Annotated in this window: 16 protein-coding genes and 1 pseudogene; 13 read left to right on the top strand and 4 right to left on the bottom strand. The window is 70.8% G+C overall.

All coding sequences use genetic code 11. The features are described from left to right. Window positions 1-57: 57 nt before the first annotated feature. Complete coding sequence (locus tag ACFVYN_RS25055; RefSeq protein WP_390002029.1) at window positions 58-903, top strand: alpha/beta fold hydrolase; 846 nt, start codon at window positions 58-60, stop codon at window positions 901-903. Window positions 904-1,187: 284 nt separating this feature from the next. Continuing rightward, complete coding sequence (locus ACFVYN_RS25050) at window positions 1,188-1,319, top strand: hypothetical protein (RefSeq protein ID WP_020121043.1); 132 nt, start codon at window positions 1,188-1,190, stop codon at window positions 1,317-1,319. 52 nt (window positions 1,320-1,371) lie between these two features. On the opposite strand, the gene ACFVYN_RS25045 is transcribed toward ACFVYN_RS25050, so the two are convergent. After that, window positions 1,372-2,919, bottom strand: a complete 1,548-nt coding sequence (locus ACFVYN_RS25045; protein ID WP_390002027.1) for a purple acid phosphatase family protein — start codon at window positions 2,917-2,919, stop codon at window positions 1,372-1,374. A gap of 131 nt (window positions 2,920-3,050) precedes the next feature. Between ACFVYN_RS25045 and ACFVYN_RS25040 the strand changes: the two genes are divergently transcribed. The 8 genes from ACFVYN_RS25040 to cimA all read left to right on the top strand — a co-directional run bounded on the left by ACFVYN_RS25040 (window position 3,051) and on the right by cimA (window position 12,154). Then, a complete protein-coding gene (locus ACFVYN_RS25040; RefSeq protein ID WP_390002025.1) occupies window positions 3,051-4,094 on the top strand; it encodes a 3-isopropylmalate dehydrogenase in 1,044 nt (347 codons plus the stop codon). 254 nt (window positions 4,095-4,348) lie between these two features. Then, window positions 4,349-5,437 carry a branched-chain amino acid aminotransferase gene (locus ACFVYN_RS25035; protein WP_390002023.1) on the top strand — a complete coding sequence of 363 codons (1,089 nt, stop codon included), beginning with the start codon at window positions 4,349-4,351 and terminating at the stop codon, window positions 5,435-5,437. A 172-nt stretch (window positions 5,438-5,609) separates the two neighbouring features. Next, window positions 5,610-6,305 carry an urease subunit gamma gene (gene ureA / locus ACFVYN_RS25030; RefSeq protein ID WP_390002021.1) on the top strand — a complete coding sequence of 232 codons (696 nt, stop codon included), beginning with the start codon at window positions 5,610-5,612 and terminating at the stop codon, window positions 6,303-6,305. Then, on the top strand, window positions 6,302-8,014 hold the full coding sequence (locus ACFVYN_RS25025; protein ID WP_390002019.1) for an urease subunit alpha: 1,713 nt from the start codon (window positions 6,302-6,304) through the stop codon (window positions 8,012-8,014). Before ureA ends, ACFVYN_RS25025 begins: the two co-directional genes overlap by 4 nt. Before the next feature lie 17 nt (window positions 8,015-8,031). After that, entirely contained in the window at window positions 8,032-9,057 is a 1,026-nt protein-coding gene (locus tag ACFVYN_RS25020; protein ID WP_390002017.1) for an agmatine/peptidylarginine deiminase, read from the top strand. A gap of 95 nt (window positions 9,058-9,152) precedes the next feature. Further along, complete coding sequence (locus ACFVYN_RS25015; protein WP_390002015.1) at window positions 9,153-9,755, top strand: TetR/AcrR family transcriptional regulator; 603 nt, start codon at window positions 9,153-9,155, stop codon at window positions 9,753-9,755. A gap of 196 nt (window positions 9,756-9,951) precedes the next feature. Continuing rightward, entirely contained in the window at window positions 9,952-10,239 is a 288-nt protein-coding gene (locus ACFVYN_RS25010; protein ID WP_390002013.1) for a hypothetical protein, read from the top strand. Window positions 10,240-10,549: 310 nt separating this feature from the next. Next, window positions 10,550-12,154 carry a citramalate synthase gene (gene cimA, locus ACFVYN_RS25005; RefSeq protein WP_390002011.1) on the top strand — a complete coding sequence of 535 codons (1,605 nt, stop codon included), beginning with the start codon at window positions 10,550-10,552 and terminating at the stop codon, window positions 12,152-12,154. A gap of 3 nt (window positions 12,155-12,157) precedes the next feature. On the opposite strand, the gene ACFVYN_RS25000 is transcribed toward cimA, so the two are convergent. Both ACFVYN_RS25000 and ACFVYN_RS24995 read right to left on the bottom strand, forming a co-directional pair. After that, window positions 12,158-12,406 (bottom strand): DUF397 domain-containing protein, encoded by a 249-nt coding sequence (locus tag ACFVYN_RS25000; protein WP_390002009.1) that lies wholly within the window; start codon window positions 12,404-12,406, stop codon window positions 12,158-12,160. Then, complete coding sequence (locus ACFVYN_RS24995; protein ID WP_390002007.1) at window positions 12,403-13,209, bottom strand: Scr1 family TA system antitoxin-like transcriptional regulator; 807 nt, start codon at window positions 13,207-13,209, stop codon at window positions 12,403-12,405. Before ACFVYN_RS24995 ends, ACFVYN_RS25000 begins: the two co-directional genes overlap by 4 nt. 112 nt (window positions 13,210-13,321) lie before the next feature. Here ACFVYN_RS24995 and ACFVYN_RS24990 point away from each other — a divergent pair. Beyond that, window positions 13,322-13,738: pseudogene (locus ACFVYN_RS24990) on the top strand (ATP-binding protein). 2 nt (window positions 13,739-13,740) lie between these two features. Here the strand turns inward: ACFVYN_RS24990 and ACFVYN_RS24985 are convergent. Further along, on the bottom strand, window positions 13,741-13,938 hold the full coding sequence (locus tag ACFVYN_RS24985; RefSeq protein WP_390002005.1) for a hypothetical protein: 198 nt from the start codon (window positions 13,936-13,938) through the stop codon (window positions 13,741-13,743). Window positions 13,939-14,120: 182 nt separating this feature from the next. Here ACFVYN_RS24985 and ACFVYN_RS24980 point away from each other — a divergent pair, with 182 nt between their 5' ends. Beyond that, window positions 14,121-17,132, top strand: coding sequence for a glycoside hydrolase family 3 N-terminal domain-containing protein (locus ACFVYN_RS24980; RefSeq protein WP_390002003.1), 3,012 nt, complete (start codon window positions 14,121-14,123; stop codon window positions 17,130-17,132). A gap of 49 nt (window positions 17,133-17,181) precedes the next feature. Continuing rightward, window positions 17,182-18,567, top strand: a complete 1,386-nt coding sequence (locus tag ACFVYN_RS24975; RefSeq protein WP_390002001.1) for a hypothetical protein — start codon at window positions 17,182-17,184, stop codon at window positions 18,565-18,567. Window positions 18,568-18,715 lie beyond the last annotated feature (148 nt).

Here is an 18,715-nt window from a genome sequence, read left to right as displayed (position 1 = left end):
AGTTCCCGGAAGGGGCCGGGCTGTTGTCCGGCCCCTTCGTGTGCGCACAATGCGGGCATGAACGTGGTCACCGAGGACGGCGTACGGCTGTGGGCTTCGCGTTCGGGTGCGGGGGGCCCGTTGGTCCTGTGTCACGGGGGTCCGGGACTGTGGGACATGTTCGAGGACCTGTCCGCGATGCTCCACGACCGGTCCACCGTGATCCGTTGGGACCAGCGCGGCTGCGGGCGCTCGCAGCGGTGCGCCGGGCCGTGGACGACCGACCGGTTCGTGGCCGACCTGGACGCCGTACGACGCCACTTCGGCCTGGACCGGATGACGCTGCTGGGCCACTCCTGGGGCGCCCAGCTGGCGTTGAGCTACACCCTGGCCCACCCGGAACGGGTCAGCACGCTGGTCTACGTCAGCGGGACGGGCATCGAGCCGGTGTCCCACTGGCACGCCTCCTACACGCAGAACCTCACCGGGCGCCTCGGCGAGCAGCCCGAACGGCTGTCTCACTGGCGGGAGTTGCCGCGGCGGGACCCGGAGCGCGCGGTGCTTCAGTGGACGGCCGACTTCGCGGACCGCGAGCGTGCCCTGGAGCACGCCCGCCGGCTGGCCGACCCCTGGTTCGAGATCAACCACGAGTGCAACGCGGCCCTGAACGCGGAGACCGTACGCACCTGGGGCACGCCGGAGCTGCGGACCGCCTGCGCGTCCCTCGACGTGCCCGTCCTGATCATCGACGGCGCCCAGGACATCCGTCCGCGCTCGGCGGTGGACTCACTGGAGGAGGCGTTGCCACGAGTGCGGCGGGTGGTGCTGCCGAAGGCCGGGCACCTGCCGTGGGTGGAGGCACCCGAGGACTTCGAGCACGCCCTGGCAGACGTGCTCGGCAACCCCGTCGGCGGCGCGTGGTGAGGTCCTGGTCCACGGCACCCTGGGCGTCGCCCTCCGAAAGGCGAAACCGCAGGTCAGCGCGGTGTGATCCACTGCACCGTCTCAGATAGTAGGAAGTCCGAGTAATTGTGGAGACAGACCGGCCGTCCTCCCTTAGTTTTGTAGGAGCCGAACGTGTCGCTCGATCAAGCGAATGGCGGTCGTGAGCCGGGCCCCTTGCAGGCAACCCCTGCGGCCCGTCGCTCCCCGCCCCTTCCGGCGTCTCGTTGTCCCCTTCCCCGGAAATTCGAAGGAGTCGATTTCTCATGGCCGAGACGACCGCCCGCCGTCGAGTCCGTCACACCTCCCGGACCAGCGAGTCCGACCGCAAGAACGCCGCCGCAGCCCTGCAGCGCGCCCTCGACCGCCGTGACAACGGCGGCTCGACCGGTCACTGACCGGTCCCTCACAGCCGGGAGCCGCACCCGTACGAGGTGTGGCGCGGGCCCGTCAGGCCCCGCGCCGCACCTCGAAATGGTCGATGCGCTCCCCGTTCTGCCCGAGCGCCGACACCGTCAGCCGTGGCCGCGGCCCGCTCTGCGCCTCCACCGAGAGCAGCGAGAACCCGCGGTAGCGCACCCGTGACCACTCCACCGTCTCCTTCCGGGACTGCTTCGACCTCGTCCACTGGAAGGTCTCGACGGACTCGTGGTCGTGCACGCGCCCCTCGTAGCTCTCCTTCACGCCCGCGGGGAAGCCGTACAGGTCCCGGCCGCCCCCGCCGGCCGTGACGTACACGATCCCGTCCCGCGTGGGATCCGTGGCGCCGCCGACCGGCACCGGCCGGCCGACCGCGCCGCCGCGGATCGCGTCCGTGCGCTCGTACACGTGGTTGTGCCCGTTGATCACCAGATCCACCTGGTGCTTCTCGAACAGCGGCAGCCACGCGGCGCGCACCCCGCCATCGGAGGCGTGCGAGGACGTCGAGTACGCGCAGTGGTGGAAGTAGACGACGACGAAGTCGACGCCGCCGGCCGCCCGCAGCTCACCCAGTCTCCTGTCCAGCCACGTCGTCTGCTTCCCGTCCGTGTAGCCGAAGTTGGCGGGGATCTCGTACGACACGTCGTTCGCGTCCAGTGCCACGACGCCGACGTTGCCGTACGTGAAGGAGTACACACCCGGCGCCGCACGCGGGTCGAAGCCGCTCTCCGGGAGGGACCAGCGGGCGAGCTGGCCGCCGTAGCCGTCGGGGGAGTACCAGGCCTCCATGTCGTGGTTGCCGGTCGTGACCATCCAGGGGACGCTGCGCGCGACTTCTTCGTTCTGCTTGAGGAACAGGTCCCAGAAGCCCGGGTCGTAGCCGTCCGTCTTCAGGCCCAGGCCGGTGCCGTCGGCGTAGCAGATGTCGCCGGCGTGCAGGTGGAAGGCGGGCTTCTGGCGCAGCAGGAGGTTGTCGTTGGCGGCCGCGGCGGTGCCGACCCCCTGGTCGCCGAAGGCGGTGAAGACGAACTTCTCGGGGCTCGCCGGGGCCGTCCGGAAACTGCTGATGGTCGAGCGGCGGCTCGCGTCCGCCGGGTCGAAGCCGTCGTGGCCGACGCCGTAGTAGTACGTCGTGCCGGGGCGCAGTCCGTCCAGGGCCGCGTGCAGGTAGTACTGGTCGAGCGCGAGGCGTACGCCGCTCTGCCCCGGGGTGTGCAGGTCGCGCAGCTCGGCCTCGATCCTGCGGCTCAGGTCCTCGGGCGTCGGACCGACCCGGACGTACGGCTTCTTCACCGCGAGCGGGACCTGCCACGAGATCCGCATCTGGGTCCTCGGATCGGCGCCGAAGGCGAGATGGCGGCCGAAGGGAGAGACGGCCGAGCCGTGCACCTTCGCCGTGGGGGAGGTCGCGGTGGACGATCCGGCGGGCGTGCAGCCGGTCAGCAGGCCGCCCGCGACCGCGCCCGCCGTCACCAGCGTGCGGCGCCGGGACAGCTTCGCGCGCAGGTACTCGTGCTGCTCTGCCATGCTCATCCGGTGCGCGAGCCGCGGCGGAATGCCGACGTCGGGAAGGTCCATGGTGATGACCTTCCCCGCGGAGGCCGACCACCGCACTGCCTACGGGTGAACGTGCGCCGAACGGTCGTGCAGCGGTGTCCGTATCGCGGACAAGCGGTGTCATCCCCTGGGACGGGGAGTAGGGTTCCCGCATGTCTCGCAGCCTCAATCTCGCAGTGATTCCCGGTGACGGCATCGGCCAGGAGGTCGTGGCCGAAGGTCTGAAGGTCCTCTCCGCCGTCCTTCCGCAGGATGTGAAGCTGGAGACCAAGGACTTCGACTTCGGTGCCCGGCGCTACCACGCCACCGGTGAGACCCTCACCGACGCCGACCTCGACGCGCTGAAGAAGCACGACGCGATCCTGCTGGGCGCGATCGGCGACCCGTCGGTCCCCTCCGGCGTGCTGGAGCGCGGCTTTCTCCTCAAGCTCCGCTTCGCCTTCGACCACCACGTGAACCTGCGTCCGTCGAAGCTGCTTCCGGGGGTCGACACGCCCCTGAAGGGCGAGCCGGCCATCGACTTCGTGGTCGTCCGCGAGGGCACCGAGGGCCCGTACACCGGCAACGGCGGCACCATCCGCAAGGGCACCGAGCACGAGGTCGCCACCGAGGTCTCCGTGAACACGGCCTTCGGTGTCGAGCGCGTGGTCCGGGACGCCTTCGCCCGCGCCCAGGCCCGTCCGCGCAAGAAGCTCACGCTGGTCCACAAGAACAACGTGCTGACCTTCGCCGGGCACCTGTGGACGAACATCTTCAACAAGGTGGCCGCGGAGTTCCCCGAGGTCACCACCGACTACATCCACGTCGACGCGGCCACGATCTACCTGGTCACCGACCCGGCCCGGTTCGACGTGATCGTCACCGACAACCTCTTCGGCGACATCATCACCGATCTCGCCGCGGCCGTCTCCGGCGGCATCGGCGTCGCGGCCTCCGGGAACATCAACCCGAGCGGCGAGTTCCCGTCGATGTTCGAGCCCGTCCACGGCTCGGCCCCGGACATCGCCGGCCAGGGCAAGGCCGACCCCACCGCCACGGTCCTGTCCGTCGCCCTGCTGCTGCGCCACCTCGGCTACGAGGCCGAGGCCGCGCGTATCGAAGAGGCGGTCTCCGCCGACCTCGCCGAGCGCACCGGCAAGCCCGCCCGCTCCACGTCGGAGATCGGCGACGCGCTGGCCGTACGAGTAGCCGGCTGACCGGGCGGACCACTCGAAAACCATTCGAAGCCGCCGGGTCACCCGCACCCGGCGGCTTTCGCATGTCCCCCGCCGGGTGTCACCATCATCCCCGGGTCGCATCTCACGCCGTTTCTTCCCCGGCCCCGCGCTTGCGATAATCGAACGTGGAGCCGCGGAGTGAGGGAATGCTCGGACGTCCTAGCACTGGTCACTGACAGTAAAAGGGCGTGAGCGCGGCCCGTCACTACACAACCGGTGAAGGACAACCACTCATGACGACGCCCACGATCGAGCTCAAGCCCTCCGCCAGCCCGCTCTCCGCCGCCGAGCGCGAGGCGATCCTGGCCAACCCCGGGTTCGGCCGCCACTTCACCGACCACATGGTGACGGTCAAGTGGACCGAGGGCCGCGGCTGGCACGACGCGCAGCTCGTCCCGTACGGCCCGATCTCCCTCGACCCCTCCACCCACGTCCTGCACTACGGCCAGGAGATCTTCGAGGGCCTCAAGGCGTACCGCCAGGCCGACGGCTCGGTCGCCGTGTTCCGTCCCGAGGCCAACGCGCGCCGCTTCCGCAACTCCGCGCGCCGGATGGCGATGGCCGAGCTGCCCGAGGAGCTGTTCATCGACGCCCTCGACGCGCTGATCGGCCAGGACGCCGACTGGGTCCCGCCGCACGGCGGTGAGGAGTCCCTCTACCTGCGCCCGTTCATGTTCGCCACGGAGGCCGCGCTCGGCGTCCACCCGGCCAACGAGTACCTCTTCATGCTGATCGCCTCCCCGTCCGGCGCGTACTTCGCCGGGGGCGTCAAGCCGGTCACCATCTGGGTCTCCGAGGACTACGTCCGCGCGGTCCCCGGCGGCACCGGCGACGCCAAGACCGGCGGCAACTACGCGGCCTCCCTTCTCCCGCAGGCCGAGGCCGCCGCGAACGGCTGCGACCAGGTCGTCTACCTCGACGCGGTGACCCGCACCAAGGTCGAGGAGTCCGGCTCCATGAACATCGCCTTCGTCTACGGCGACCGGATCGTCACGCCCTCGCTGACCGGCTCGATCCTGGAGGGCATCACCCGGGACTCCCTCCTCCAGGTCGCCCGCGACCTCGGCTACACCGCCGAGGAGGGTGTCGTCACCCTGGACCAGTGGCGCGCCGACGCGGCGTCCGGCGCCCTCACCGAGGTCTTCGCCTGCGGCACGGCGGCGGTCGTCACGCCGATCGGGCACGTCAAGACGAAGACGGACGCGTGGACCCACGGGGACGGCACGCCCGGCGAGGTCACCCTGAAGCTGCGCGAGGCCCTGCTCGGGATCCAGCGCGGTGTCAGGGAGGACAAGCACGGCTGGATGCACAAGCTGGGCTGAGTCTCACAGACGCTCCACGGGCCCGCTCGGACATGTTCCGGGGCGGGCCCGTCGCGTTTCCGGCACATGGTTAGAGCGGCGCTCGATGTGAGCGGATCCACTATGTCGGCATGGCTTGTGAATGCCTTAGAGTGTTGCTCTAACTCATGGCGAGGTAGGGAGGTGTCGTGTCGTGAGACTGACCCCCACGGAACGTGACCGGCTGCTGCTGTTCGGGGCCGCCGAACTGGCCCGGGCCCGCAGAGCCCGCGGGCTGCGGCTGAACGTCCCGGAGGCGACCGCGCTCATCGCGGACACCGTGTGCGAGGCCGCCCGGGACGGGGCGCGGCTGGCCGAGGCCGTCGAGCGCGCCCGGTCGGTGCTCGGGCCCGACGACGTCCTGCCCGGCGTCGCGGACGTCGTCACCGAGGTGCATGTCGAGGCGGTCTTCGACGACGGTTCGCGGCTCGCCGTCGTCAGCGACCCGATCGGCGGGGGGCTCGGCGAGGGGGCGCCGGGCGCGCTGCTGCCGGGGCCCGAGCACGCCGAGCCCGAGGCGGTCGTGCGGCTGACGGTCACCAACACCGCCACCGTGCCCGTCTCCGTCACCTCCCACTTCCACTTCTTCGAGGCCAACCCGCGCCTGGACTTCCCGCGCGCCGAGGCGTACGGCATGCGGCTCGCGGTGCCCGCGGGCTCGTCGGTGCGGTTCGGCCCGGGGGAGTCGGCCGAGGTCGGCCTGGTACCGATCGGCGGGGCCCGGGTCGCGGTCGGCTTCGCCGGCCTGGTGGACGGACCACTGGACGTGCCGGGTGCGCGCGAGGAGGCGTTGCGGCGGGCTGCGGCTTGCGGGTATCTGGGAGTGCGCGACGAGGAGGTCGTCCGATGAGCCGCCCCGGAGGCCACCCCGCCGAGGCTCGTCGCCTCACTCCCTACGAGTACGCCGCCACCCACGGACCCCGCGCCGGCGACCGCGTGCGCCTCGGTGACTCCGGGCTGGTGATCCGGGTCGAGGAGGACTCGCAGCGCTACGGTGACGAGTTCCTCGCCGGGTTCGGGAAGACCGCGCGTGACGGGCTGCACCTCAAGGCCGCCGCCGTGCGGGACACCTGTGACGTCGTCGTCAGCAACGTCGTCGTGATCGACGCCGTGCAGGGGATCCGGAAGGTCTCGATCGGCATCCGCGAGGGGCGGATCTGCTCCATCGGGCGGGCCGGGAACCCCGACACCCTCGACGGGGTCGACGTCGTCGTGGGCACCGGTACCTCCATCGTGTCCGGCGAGGGGCTCATCGCCACCGCCGGGGCCGTCGACACCCACGTCCATCTGCTGTCGCCGCGGATCATGGAGGCCTCGCTCGCGTCCGGGGTGACCACGATCATCGGGCAGGAGTTCGGGCCCGTGTGGGGCGTCGGGGTCAACTCGCCCTGGGCGCTGAGGCACGCGTTCGGTGCCTTCGACGCCTGGCCGGTCAACATCGGTTTCCTGGGCCGGGGTTCGTCCTCCACACCGGCCCCCCTGATCGAGGCTCTCGCCGAGGGAGGCGCCTCAGGCTTCAAGGTCCACGAGGACATGGGCGCCCACACCCGCGCGCTGGACACCGCGCTACGGGTCGCCGAGGAGCACGACGTCCAAGTCGCCCTGCACAGCGACGGGTTGAACGAGTGCCTGTCCGTCGAGGACACCCTGAGGGTGCTGGAGGGCCGCACGATCCACGCCTTCCACATCGAGGGCTGCGGCGGCGGACACGTACCGAACGTGTTGAAGATGGCCGGCGTCGCGAACGTCATCGGCTCCTCCACCAACCCCACCCTGCCCTTCGGCCGGGACGCCGTCGCAGAGCACTACGGCATGATCGTCTCCGTTCACGATCTCAAGACCGACCTGCCCGGTGACGCCGCCATGGCCCGTGACCGCATCCGCGCCGGGACCATGGGCGCCGAGGACGTGCTGCACGACCTGGGCGCGATCGGGATCACCTCCTCCGACGCGCAGGGCATGGGGCGGGCCGGTGAGACGGTCCGCCGTACCTTCGCGATGGCCGGGAAGATGAAGGCCGAGTTCGGGGCCCCGGACGACGGCCACGACAACGAGCGCGTGCTGCGCTACGTCGCCAAGCTGACCATCAACCCGGCCATCGCGCACGGCCTTTCGCACGACGTCGGCTCGATCGAGGTCGGCAAGCTGGCCGACCTCGTGCTGTGGCGGCCGGAGTACTTCGGCGCCAAGCCGCAACTCGTCCTGAAGTCCGGGTTCCCGGCCTACGGCGTGGTCGGCGACCCGGGCGCGGCCACCGACACCTGCGAACCCCTCGTGCTGGGGCCGCAGTTCGGGGCGCACGGCGCCACCCCCGCCGAGATCTCCGTCGCCTTCGTCGCCCGGGCCGCCCTCGACCAGGGCAACGACCGGCTGCCGACCCGCAGGAGAAGGGTCGCGGTACGCGGCACCCGCGGCATCGGACCGGCCGACCTGCGCCTCAACTCCCGTACCGGAGCGGTGGACGTGGACCAGCGCACGGGCCTGGTGACGCTGGACGGAGAGCCGGTCGTCTCCGCACCGGCCGACTCGGTCTCCCTCAACCGTCTGTACTTCCTCTAGGACTCGCAGGACCTCTGATGACCTACCGCATGCCGCCCGAATGGGCCCCGCACGACCGCACCTGGATGGCCTGGCCCGGCCCCAACCCCACCTTCACCGACGACGGGGAACTGGCCCGGGCGCGAGCCGCCTGGGCGTCCGTGGCCCGCGCGGTGCGCCGCTTCGAGCCGGTGACGATGGTGCACGGCCCCGGCGACGTCCGGTCCGCGCGCGCCCTGCTCGGCCCGGACGTCGAGCTCGTGGAGCGCGAGCTCGACGACGCGTGGATGCGTGACATCGGCCCGACGTTCGTCAAGGACGAGGAGGGCCGACTGGCCGCCGTGGACTGGGTGTTCAACGGCTGGGGCGGCCAGGACTGGGCCCGCTGGGAACACGACTCGAAGATCGCCCGCCAGGTCGCCGACCTCGCCCAAGTGCCGGTGCTGAGCAGCCCGCTGGTCAACGAGGGCGGCGCGATCCACGTCGACGGCGAGGGCACCGTCCTGCTCACCGACACCGTCCAGCTCGGCGACGGGCGCAACCCCGGCTGGACCCGCGAGCAGGTCGAGGCGGAGATCCACGCCAGACTCGGCACCCGCAGGGCCGTCTGGCTCCCGCGCGGCCTGACCGGCGACTACGGCACGTACGGCACCCAGGGCCACGTCGACATCGTCGCCGCCTTCGCCCGCCCGGGCGTGGTCGTGGCGCACGTCCAGCCGGACCCGGCGCACCCGGACCACGAGGTGACCAAGGAGGTCGTAGGCCTGCTGAAGTCGGCGACAGACGCCCGCGGCCGCCGCCTGGAGGTCGTCGAGGTGCTCGCCCCGACCGTCCTGGAGGCCGACGGGCACTGGGCCGACTACTCCTACATCAACCACTACCTCTGCAACGGCGGAGTCGTGCTCTGCGCCTTCGACGACCCGCGCGACGAACTCGCCGCCGGCCTCTTCCGGCGGCTGTTCCCCGAGCGCACGGTGACACTGGTCGACGCGCGGACGATCTTCGCGGGCGGCGGCGGCATCCACTGCGTCACCCAGCAGCAGCCACGGGCGACGGTCGGGTAGAACAGACGGGTGAACGTCCTGCTCTGCCCATCCCGCGGTCACGGCCTCACCGGGCCGCCGAGCCGCCTCCCCGACCCCGTAGGGACGGCCCCCGCATGACCGCTGCCCGGCGCACGCCCGCGCCCCCGCGCGACCGTGTCCTCGCCGCGGCCATGGAGATGATCGCCGCGGGGGGCCTGGACAAGCTCACCATGGCCGCGCTCGGCCGCGAGGTCGGCATGAGCAGCGGCCACCTCCTCTACTACTTCCGCTCCAAGGACGAACTGCTGCTGCAGACCCTGGAGTGGAGCGAGGGACGGCTCGGCGCCGAGCGCGCCCGGCTGCTCACCCGCACGGCGACCGCCCGTGAACGGCTGGACGCGTACGTCGACCTGTACGTCCCCGACGGCCACCGCGACCCGCACTGGACCCTGTGGCTGGAGGTCTGGAACCGTTCGCAGAACGCCGACGACGAGGCCCGCGAACGCCAGGCCGCGATCGAGGGCGCCTGGCACCGGGACCTGGTCGCACTGCTCGCCGAAGGGGTGTCGCGCAGGGAGTTCCGGACCGTCGACCCGGACCGTTTCGCGACCCGGCTGCGGGCCCTCCTGGACGGCTTCTCCATCCACGTGGCGATCGGGCTGCGCGGCACGGACCGGGGGACGGTTCTCGGCCACGTGCGGGAGTTCCTCGACGAGAGCCTCCTCGCGGACGCGTGACCGCCCGCCCGGGTTGTACGCAATAAGGCCGATTGACCCGGTCGTATATGGTGCGTTTGCCTCATGGGGAGCCCTCGGCGCGGGGCCGGGGGCCCGACCGTGTCGGCACCACCGCTGAGGTGCGGGTGGCGCACACCCCGGGTCGCTCCGTCCACGAGGTGATTGCAATGACAGTGACCGACCACGGGGACCAGACATGCGTACGACCGTCCTCGGCGACCAACCTCGTCGGCTGGCCTACCAGACCGAGACCGTGAGGGACGACGAGACGACGTACGACGACGTGCGGGTGCGGGAGCTGCGGACCGGCCGGAACCAGCTCGTCACGCGCACCCTCACGGGCGAACCGCTGGCCGAGGGCTACTCGGCGCCCGGCGCGTTCGCGCGCGACGGACGTCTGCTGGCCTTCTTCTCGACCTCGCCGGACCTCGTGCGCGACGACACCAACGGCGTGGGCGACGGCTTCCTGCGCCACCTGCGATGACCAGCACAGTGTTCGCATCCTGAGACGGAGGGTGAGCGCGGGGGCGGTGTGTGCCAGACTTCCCCCGTGCTCTCGTTCGCCACGATTATTGGCAGCAGGCGCGCCGGTCCGCAGTGACCGCCACGTACGACCAGGTACGGGCGGACACCGTCGTCCTCGACCCGCGCGCAGACCTCTCGCACCCGCGAGGGGTTTTTCGCATTTCTGGCCCACCCGCAGCCGGAGACGAGAGCGCGAGGGAGTATGTGGGGGCGGTGGAGCCGGTCATTCCGGTACGACCGAGACCAAAATCCTCAGGAGCCTTGAGACCATGACCGCAACCAGCGAGCTCGACGATCAGTTCCACGTCTTCGACACCACCCTGCGCGACGGCGCCCAGCGGGAGGGCATCAACCTCACCGTCGCGGACAAGCTGGCCATCGCGCGGCACCTGGACGACTTCGGCGTGGGCTTCATCGAGGGCGGCTGGCCCGGCGCCAACCCGCGGGACACCGAGTTCTTCGCCCGCGCCCGCCAGGAGATCGACTTCCGGCACGCCCAGCTCGTCGCCTTCGGCGCAACCCGCCGGGCGGGCGCGAAGGCGTCCGAGGACCCGCAGGTCAAGGCCCTCCTCGACTCGGGCGCGGACGTGATCACCCTGGTCGCCAAGTCGCACGACCGGCACGTCGAACTCGCGCTGCGCACCACGCTCGACGAGAACCTGGAGATGGTCCGCGACACGGTCTCGTACCTGGTCTCGCAGGACCGCCGGGTCTTCGTCGACTGCGAGCACTTCTTCGACGGCTACCGCGCGAACCCGGAGTACGCGAAGGCCGTCGTACGGGCGGCCTCGGAGGCCGGCGCCTCCGTCGTCATCCTCTGCGACACCAACGGCGGCATGCTTCCGGCACAGGTCCAGGCGGTCGTCTCCACGGTCCTGGCCGACACCGGCGCCCGCCTCGGCATCCACACCCAGGACGACACCGGCTGCGCGGTCGCCAACACCCTCGCCGCCGTGGACGCGGGCGCGACCCACGTCCAGTGCACGGCGAACGGCTACGGCGAGCGCGTCGGCAACGCGAACCTCTTCCCGGTCGTCGCGGCCCTGGAGCTCAAGTACGGCAAGAAGGTCCTCCCCGACGGCAAGCTCCGCGAGATGACGAGGATCTCCCACGCCATCGCCGAGGTCGTCAACCTCACCCCCTCCACCCACCAGCCCTACGTCGGCGTCTCCGCCTTCGCCCACAAGGCCGGCCTGCACGCCTCCGCGATCAAGGTCGACCCGGACCTCTACCAGCACATCGACCCCGAGCAGGTCGGCAACACCATGCGGATGCTGGTCTCCGACATGGCGGGCCGCGCCTCGATCGAGCTCAAGGGCAAGGAACTCGGCATCGACCTCGGCGGCGACCGCGAGCTGGTCGGCCGGGTCGTCGAGCGCGTCAAGGAACGCGAGCTCAGGGGCTACACGTACGAGGCCGCCGACGCCTCCTTCGAACTCCTGCTCCGTGCCGAGGTCCAGGGCAAGCCCCTCAAGTACTTCGGGGTCGAGTCCTGGCGCGCGATCGTGGAGGACCGCCCCGACGGCACCCACGCCAACGAGGCCACGGTCAAGCTCTTCGCCAAGGGCGAGCGCATCGTCGCCACGGCGGAGGGCAACGGCCCGGTCAACGCCCTCGACCGTGCCCTGCGCGTGGCCCTGGAGAAGATCTACCCCCAGCTCGCCAAGCTCGACCTCGTCGACTACAAGGTCCGCATCCTGGAGGGCGTCCACGGCACCTCGTCCACGACCCGCGTCCTGATCTCCACGTCGGACGGCACGGGCGAGTGGTCGACGGTCGGCGTCGCGGAGAACGTCATCGCCGCGTCGTGGCAGGCCCTGGAGGACGCGTACACGTACGGGCTGCTGCGCGCGGGCGTCGAGCCGGCCGAGTAACCCTCAGATGTGCTCGTCCCGCCGAGCGAGCCCGAGGAACGCGGCCCAAGTGCCCGGCTCCACCGTGAGGTTGGGGCCGAAGTTCTTGGAGTCACGGATGTGGACGGCGGACGGCTGGGCGGCGACCTCGATGCAGTTGCCGCCCTCGCTGCTGCTGTAGCTGGACTTGTGCCAGTCCTGAGCGACCTCGATGCAGTTGCCGCCTTCGTTGCTGCTGTAGCTGGATTTGAACCAGTGAAGTGCGGTGCTCATCGGTCTCCTAGCAGTCCGTGCAGGTAGCGCACGCTCTCGTCGGGCGAGAGGGCCTGTGACCGCAGCATTCCATACTTGTGGTGATAGTCGCGGACCTCGTCAGGATCCTCGATGAGGAAGCTGGCGCGCTGTACTTCCAGGTAGACAAGGCGTTCGTCCCTGGGAGTCTCCAGCAGCGTCATGGGGCCGGCGAGCCCGGCATGCGGCATGCGGTCCATGGGCATGATCTGAAAGCTCATGTGGAGCGGCTCGGTGTACGCCAGGATCTGTCGGAACTGATCACGCATCACCTCAGGGCTGCCGACCTGCCGCCGCAGAATGCTCTCCTCCAGGATGAAGTGCCCCACAGGAGGCCGGTCCCGCTGCCAGAGCAACTGCCGTTCCATGCGCGCATTCACCCACTGCTCGGCTGTCTCGGTGCCGAGCGCGGGATAACGAGAGTCGAAGGTGGCGCGGCAGTAGTCCTTGGTCTGGAGGAGCCCCGGAAACATCTGAGTCTCGTACGACAAGAAGCTGACCGCCTCCTGCTCATGATCCACCAGCCCCTGAGCGAACTGCACCACCTTGTCCCGCACCGGCAACTTGTCCACGAACACCGCCAAGGTGCCGCGGGTATCCAGCAGTTCGTCGAACTGCTCGGCCCGGTCAGGCTGAAGTGTCAGCCTCCCCTGCTCGATCGACCTCACCGTGTCCACGTGAAGGCTGGCCGCCTCGGCGAACTGCTCCTGAGTGAGACGGGCCTGCTTCCGATAGTGCGCGACGAGCGCGCCGACCGCGTACCACGAACCGACCTTCTTCGACATGGCCGTCCCCTTCCCCCGCGCGCGCCCCGAGTCCTCGTAGTGAGGTCGTAGCAATCAGGACTACGACCTCACTCACTGCCCCACTCTAGTCACTCGCTGTGACAGTCGCCTCGTGAATCCACAAGCCCAGCTCCTTCACGCCCGCACCGCCCTTTACCCCCGCGACCGCAGGTCAGTGGCCGTGGCCAGAGATCTGACGCGCATCACCCTCACCGATTGGGGCGTGTCCGAGCGGAGCGACGACGTCCTCCTCTGCGTCAGCGAACTCACCACCAACGCCCTCCTCCACGGCGTCCCGCCCCACCGCTGCTTCCGCCTCGACCTCGCCCTCACGGCCGACGGGGTCCTCCGTGTCGAGGTCCACGACAGCGGCCCGGGCGAGATCTGCCTCCCGGACCCGGCGCCGTAGTCGGAACACGGCCGTGGGCTGCTGCTCGTGGCCGCGCTGGCCGACGACTGGGGTGTGCGGGAACGGGACCCCGGCAAGATCGTGTGGTGCGACTTCGCGGTCAGGGCATCGCCGCACTGACCTCAGCACGAATCCTCGGCGAGCCTCTCGAACTCGCCCAGGCTCATCGCCCGGTCGTCGGCCCAGACGTGGCCGGGCAGCGCGTACGGCGTCCCGTTCGCCGCGACCCGGACCCCGGCCAGCGGCAGATCGACGGCCGTGCACCCGCTCAGCAGCCCCACACCGAAGACGACGGCCACCGCCAAGAATCCCCGTCTCATCACCCCAGCACATCAGCGAACGCGGCGCCGTACGACCACAGGTGCGCACCGATCGCACTGCGGTCGTACCACTCGCGCGGGACGCGATGGCCGACGCGGTGTCTTGACGGATGTGCGTGCTCTGAGTTCACTCACGCCGTGAGGTAAGTCCTGTGTGACCCCTGAGAGCCGAGGGAAGGTCCATGCGTAGAACCGCCCTGCTCGTCTCCGCCGCCCTGCTCACCTCCTTGCTGCCCCTGGCCGTCGCCCGTGCGGCCGACGACTCGCCCCCGGTCCCCGTCGACCGTTTCGAGGGCGAGGTCCCCTTCGCCAACCCGCCGACGGGCGGCCTCTTCACCTGGGGCAGCGACACCGACGACCCGCCGACTCTCCAGCTCAGCAAGCGAGTTGACGCGCCGGAAGGAGACCAGGTCCTCTCCGGCACCTACGACATCAGCGGCTACGGCGGCTTCACGCACGACTTCGCCTTCGCCGAACCCGCCCACGACTGGTCCGCCCACAAGGGCATCCGCTTCTGGTGGGACGGACAGGACAACGGCAAGAAGATCGCCTTCGAACTCAAGGACGGCGGCGCCAACGGCGAGGCGTCCGAGCTGTGGACGACGTCCTTCACCGACGACTTCACCGGTTGGAAGCAGATCGAGATCCCCTTCTCCGACTTCGCCTACCGCACCGACTACCAGCCCGTCGGCGGCATCGACCACGTCCTCGGACTGACCGAGATGTGGGGGTACGGCGTCACGCTCCCCGTCGGCACACCGGGCCGGTTCGCCATGGACGGCGTCGAGTTGTACGGCAAGGCCGACCAGTCACTGCGCGCCTCGGTGCTCACCGACTCCGCGGTGTACCCCGTGCGGGAGGGCGGCACCGCCCAGGTGAAGGTCACCGTCGCCACCACCGGCTCCGCCCCGATCGGCGAGCCGGTGACGGTCGCCTACGAGACGGCGGGCGGCACAGCCTCGAACGCCGACTACACCCCGCTCAAGGGCGAGTTCACCTTCCCGGCGGGCACCGCCTCCGGGACCACCCGCACCCTCAAGGTCGCCACCCTCAAGGACAAGACCGCCTCCGAGAACGCCGAGACCATCCCCCTCAAGCTCACCGTCACCGGCGCCAAGGCCCCCGCCGAGACCCCGCAGGTCGTCATCGACGCGCACGGGCTGCCGTATCTGAACAGCAAACTGCCCGTGAGGAGGCGGGTCGCGGACCTCCTCTCCCGTATGACCCTCGCGGAGAAGGCCGGCCAGATGACCCAGGCCGAGCGCGGCGCGGTCGGGGCCGGGGCCGACATCACCGCCGAGGACCTCGGCTCGCTGCTCTCCGGCGGCGGCTCGACGCCCACGCCCAACACGGCCGAGGCCTGGGCAAAGATGATCGACGCCTTCCAACTCCGCACGCGGGCAACGAGGTTCCAGATCCCGCTCGTCTACGGCGTCGACGCCGTCCACGGCCACAACAACCTGGTCGGCGCCACGGTCATACCGCACAACATCGGCATCGGGGCGAGCCGCGATCCCGCACTGGCCCAGCGGACAGGCGCCGTGACCGCCGCCGAGGTCCGTGCCACCGGCATCCCCTGGGACTTCGCGCCCTGCCTCTGCGTGACCCGTGACGAACGCTGGGGCCGCTCCTACGAGTCCTTCGGCGAGGACCCGGCCCTCGTCGAGTCCCTGGAGACCGTCATCCAGGGCCTCCAAGGAGCCAGAAGCGGCAAGGACCTCGACAGGAACGACAAGGTCCTCGCCACCGCCAAGCACTTCCTCGGCGACGGTGGCACCGCGTACGGCTCCTCCACCACCGGCACCTACACCATCGACCAGGGCGTCACGACGGTCACCCGGCAGCAGCTGGAGGCGATCCACCTCGCGCCGTACAAGAGCGCGGTGGACCGTGGCGTCGGTACCGTCATGCCCTCGTACTCCTCGCTCGACGTCGTCGGCGACGGCCTCGGCCCGGTCAAGATGCACGCCCGCGCCGACATGATCAACGGGGTCCTGAAGAAGAAGCTCGGCTTCGACGGCTTCGTCATCAGCGACTGGAACGGCATCGACCAGATCCCCGGGGACTACGCGAGCGACGTCCGCACGTCCGTCAACGCCGGCGTCGACATGGTCATGGCCCCCTACGCCTACAAGGACTTCCACACCACGCTCGTCCAGGAGGTGCGGGCCGGGCGCGTCAGCGAGAAGCGGATCGACGACGCCGTATCCCGCATCCTCACGCAGAAGTTCAGGCTCGGGCTCTTCGAGAAGCCGTACGCCGACACGAGCGGCGCCTCGAAGATCGGTTCCGCCGGACACCGGGCCGTGGCCCGCGAGGCGGCCGCCGAGTCGCAGGTGCTGCTGAAGAACAGCGGCGGGCTCCTGCCGCTGAGGAAGTCGCAGAAGGTGTACGTCGCCGGGTCCAACGCCGACGACATCGGCAACCAGAGCGGCGGCTGGACCGTCACCTGGCAGGGCTCCTCCGGCGACATCACCCCCGGCACGACGATCCTGGAGGCGATGCGCAAGAACTCCCCGGCCCTGACGTACTCCAAGGACGCCTCCGCCCCCACCGGCGGCTACGACGTCGGAGTGGTCGTCGTCGGCGAGACCCCGTACGCCGAGGGGGTCGGGGATGTCGGCAACGGCCACGACCTGGAGCTGTCCGCGGCCGACCGGGCCGCCGTCGACAAGGTGTGCGCGGCCATGAAGTGCGTGGTGCTGATCGTCTCCGGGCGACCGCAGCTCATCGGCGACCGGCTCGGTGACATCGACGCCCTGGTCGCCTCCTGGCTGCCGGGGACCGAGGGCGACGGCGTCGCCGACGTCCTCTACGGCAAGCGCCCCTTCACCGGCCGGCTCCCCGTCACCTGGCCCAGGTCGCAGGCCCAGCTGCCGATCAACGTCGGGGACCCGACGTACGACCCGCAATTCCCGTACGGCTGGGGCCTGACCACACTCACCAAGGTCCCGGAGGGTGGGGTGGCCACACTCAAGGCGCTCGGGACCGCGGCCCGGGCGGCCGAGCGGGCCGGTGCCGACGACCGGGGTCGCGCGCTCGTCGAGAAGGCCCGGCTGATCGTCCAGCGGAAGGCGGACCGGCGGATGACGGCCGCCGTCGCGGCGCCCTTCGCCGACGCCGACCACCTCCTTCTGACCGGCCGCTACGGAGAGGCGGTGCAGAAGCTGACGGAGGCGTATCGGGCGGCCTGAGGGGCGGCCGGGGAGGTCGCTTTCGGAGGGCTTCGGGTAGCTTCGAAGTATGAAGGCCATCGCGCAGGCCGTAGTACGGACCCGAAGCCTTCCGGGGCTGCTGTTCGCCCTGGTGCTCGCGGCCCTGGCCGTCCTGGCGGCGGGCGCCCCGCCCGCCTCCGCCACGAACACGACGAGTGTCTCGGCGATCGGGCAGGCCCTCCGCAAGAGCCCGGTCTACGTCGATCCGGCCGCCGCGGCCCAGCTGTCCGCGAAGGACGCCGACGCCCTGGCGAACCGGATCGCGAAGGCGGACAAGCCGCTGTTCGTCGCCGTACTGCCCGCCGACTACCCGAAGCAGGACCTGTTCACGAAGCTGCGCACGGCGACCGGCATCACCGGTGTCTACGCGGTCCGCCTCGGCGACGCCTTCGACGCCCGCGCCGACTCCTCGGTCCTGCCCAACGCGGCCGTACGGAACCTGGTGACGACCGTCGAGGGCGAGGACACCCGCGCCCAGCTGACCGACTTCACCGCGGCCGCGGTCACCAACATGGGCGGCTCGGCCCCCTCGACCTGGCGGTCCGCGGACGACGGCGCCGGGGTGTCGAGCGCGGCGCTGATCACGGTCGGCGCGGTGCTCGTGGCCGGCGGCGCGGGCGCGTACACGCTGGTGCGCCGCAACCGGCGCCGGCACGCGGAGGAGCAGCGGGCCGCGCTGGAGAAGCTGCGGGTGGTGGTGGACGAGGACATCACGGCGTTCGGCGAGGAACTGGACCGGCTGGACTTCCACCCCGCCGAGGCGGGCGCCGACGACACGATGCGCGCCGACTACGAGCGGGCGCTGGACGCCTACGACCAGGCGAAGTCCCTCATGGGGGCGGCCACCAGGCCCGAGGACGTACGGGGGGTCACCCAGGCCCTGGAGGACGGCCGCTTCTCACTGGCCCAGCTCGCCGCGCGCCGCGAGGGGCGGCCGCTTCCCGAGCGCCGGGTCCCCTGCTTCTTCGACCCCCGCCACGGCCCCTCCGTCACCGACGCCACCTGGACGCCGCCGGGCGGTGCCGCGCGCGAGGTGCCGGTCTGCGCCGCGGACGCCACCCGGCTGGCCGACGGCCGCGACCCGGTGATGCGCGAGGTCGACACCGACCTGGGCCGCCGTCCGTACTGGGACGCGGGCCCGGCCTACGGCCCCTGGGCCGGCGGCTACTTCGGCAGCGGCCTCCTGCCCGGGCTGCTGGTCGGCACGGTCCTCGGCAGCATGATGGCCACGCCCGCCTACGCGGCCGACTACGGCTCCGGTTACGGCGACTTCGGCGGCGGCTACGAGGGCGGCGACCTCTCCGGCTCGGACTTCGACTCCGGGGACTTCGGCGATTTCGGGGGCGGCGGAGACTTCGGAGGCGGTGGCGATTTCGGCGGAGGGGGAGGGGACTTCGGGGGCGGGGGGTTCTGAGCGGTGGGGTCGACGCCGGATTTTCTTCGCCCCCGCGTTACCGGGACCGGCGCTTGGAATTCAGCCCCTCCGGCGTTTGAGGAGCGGGGGTCCCGGTGACCGCCCCCACCAACGCCGGTCGAAAACGCGCGCGCCCCCCCGGCGCGGC

It is taken from the genome of Streptomyces sp. NPDC058307 (genome assembly GCF_042880295.1).
Lineage (GTDB): Bacteria > Actinomycetota > Actinomycetes > Streptomycetales > Streptomycetaceae > Streptomyces.
The sequence above is the reverse complement of the archived record's forward strand: the minus strand, read 5'-3'. Positions and strand labels throughout refer to the sequence as shown.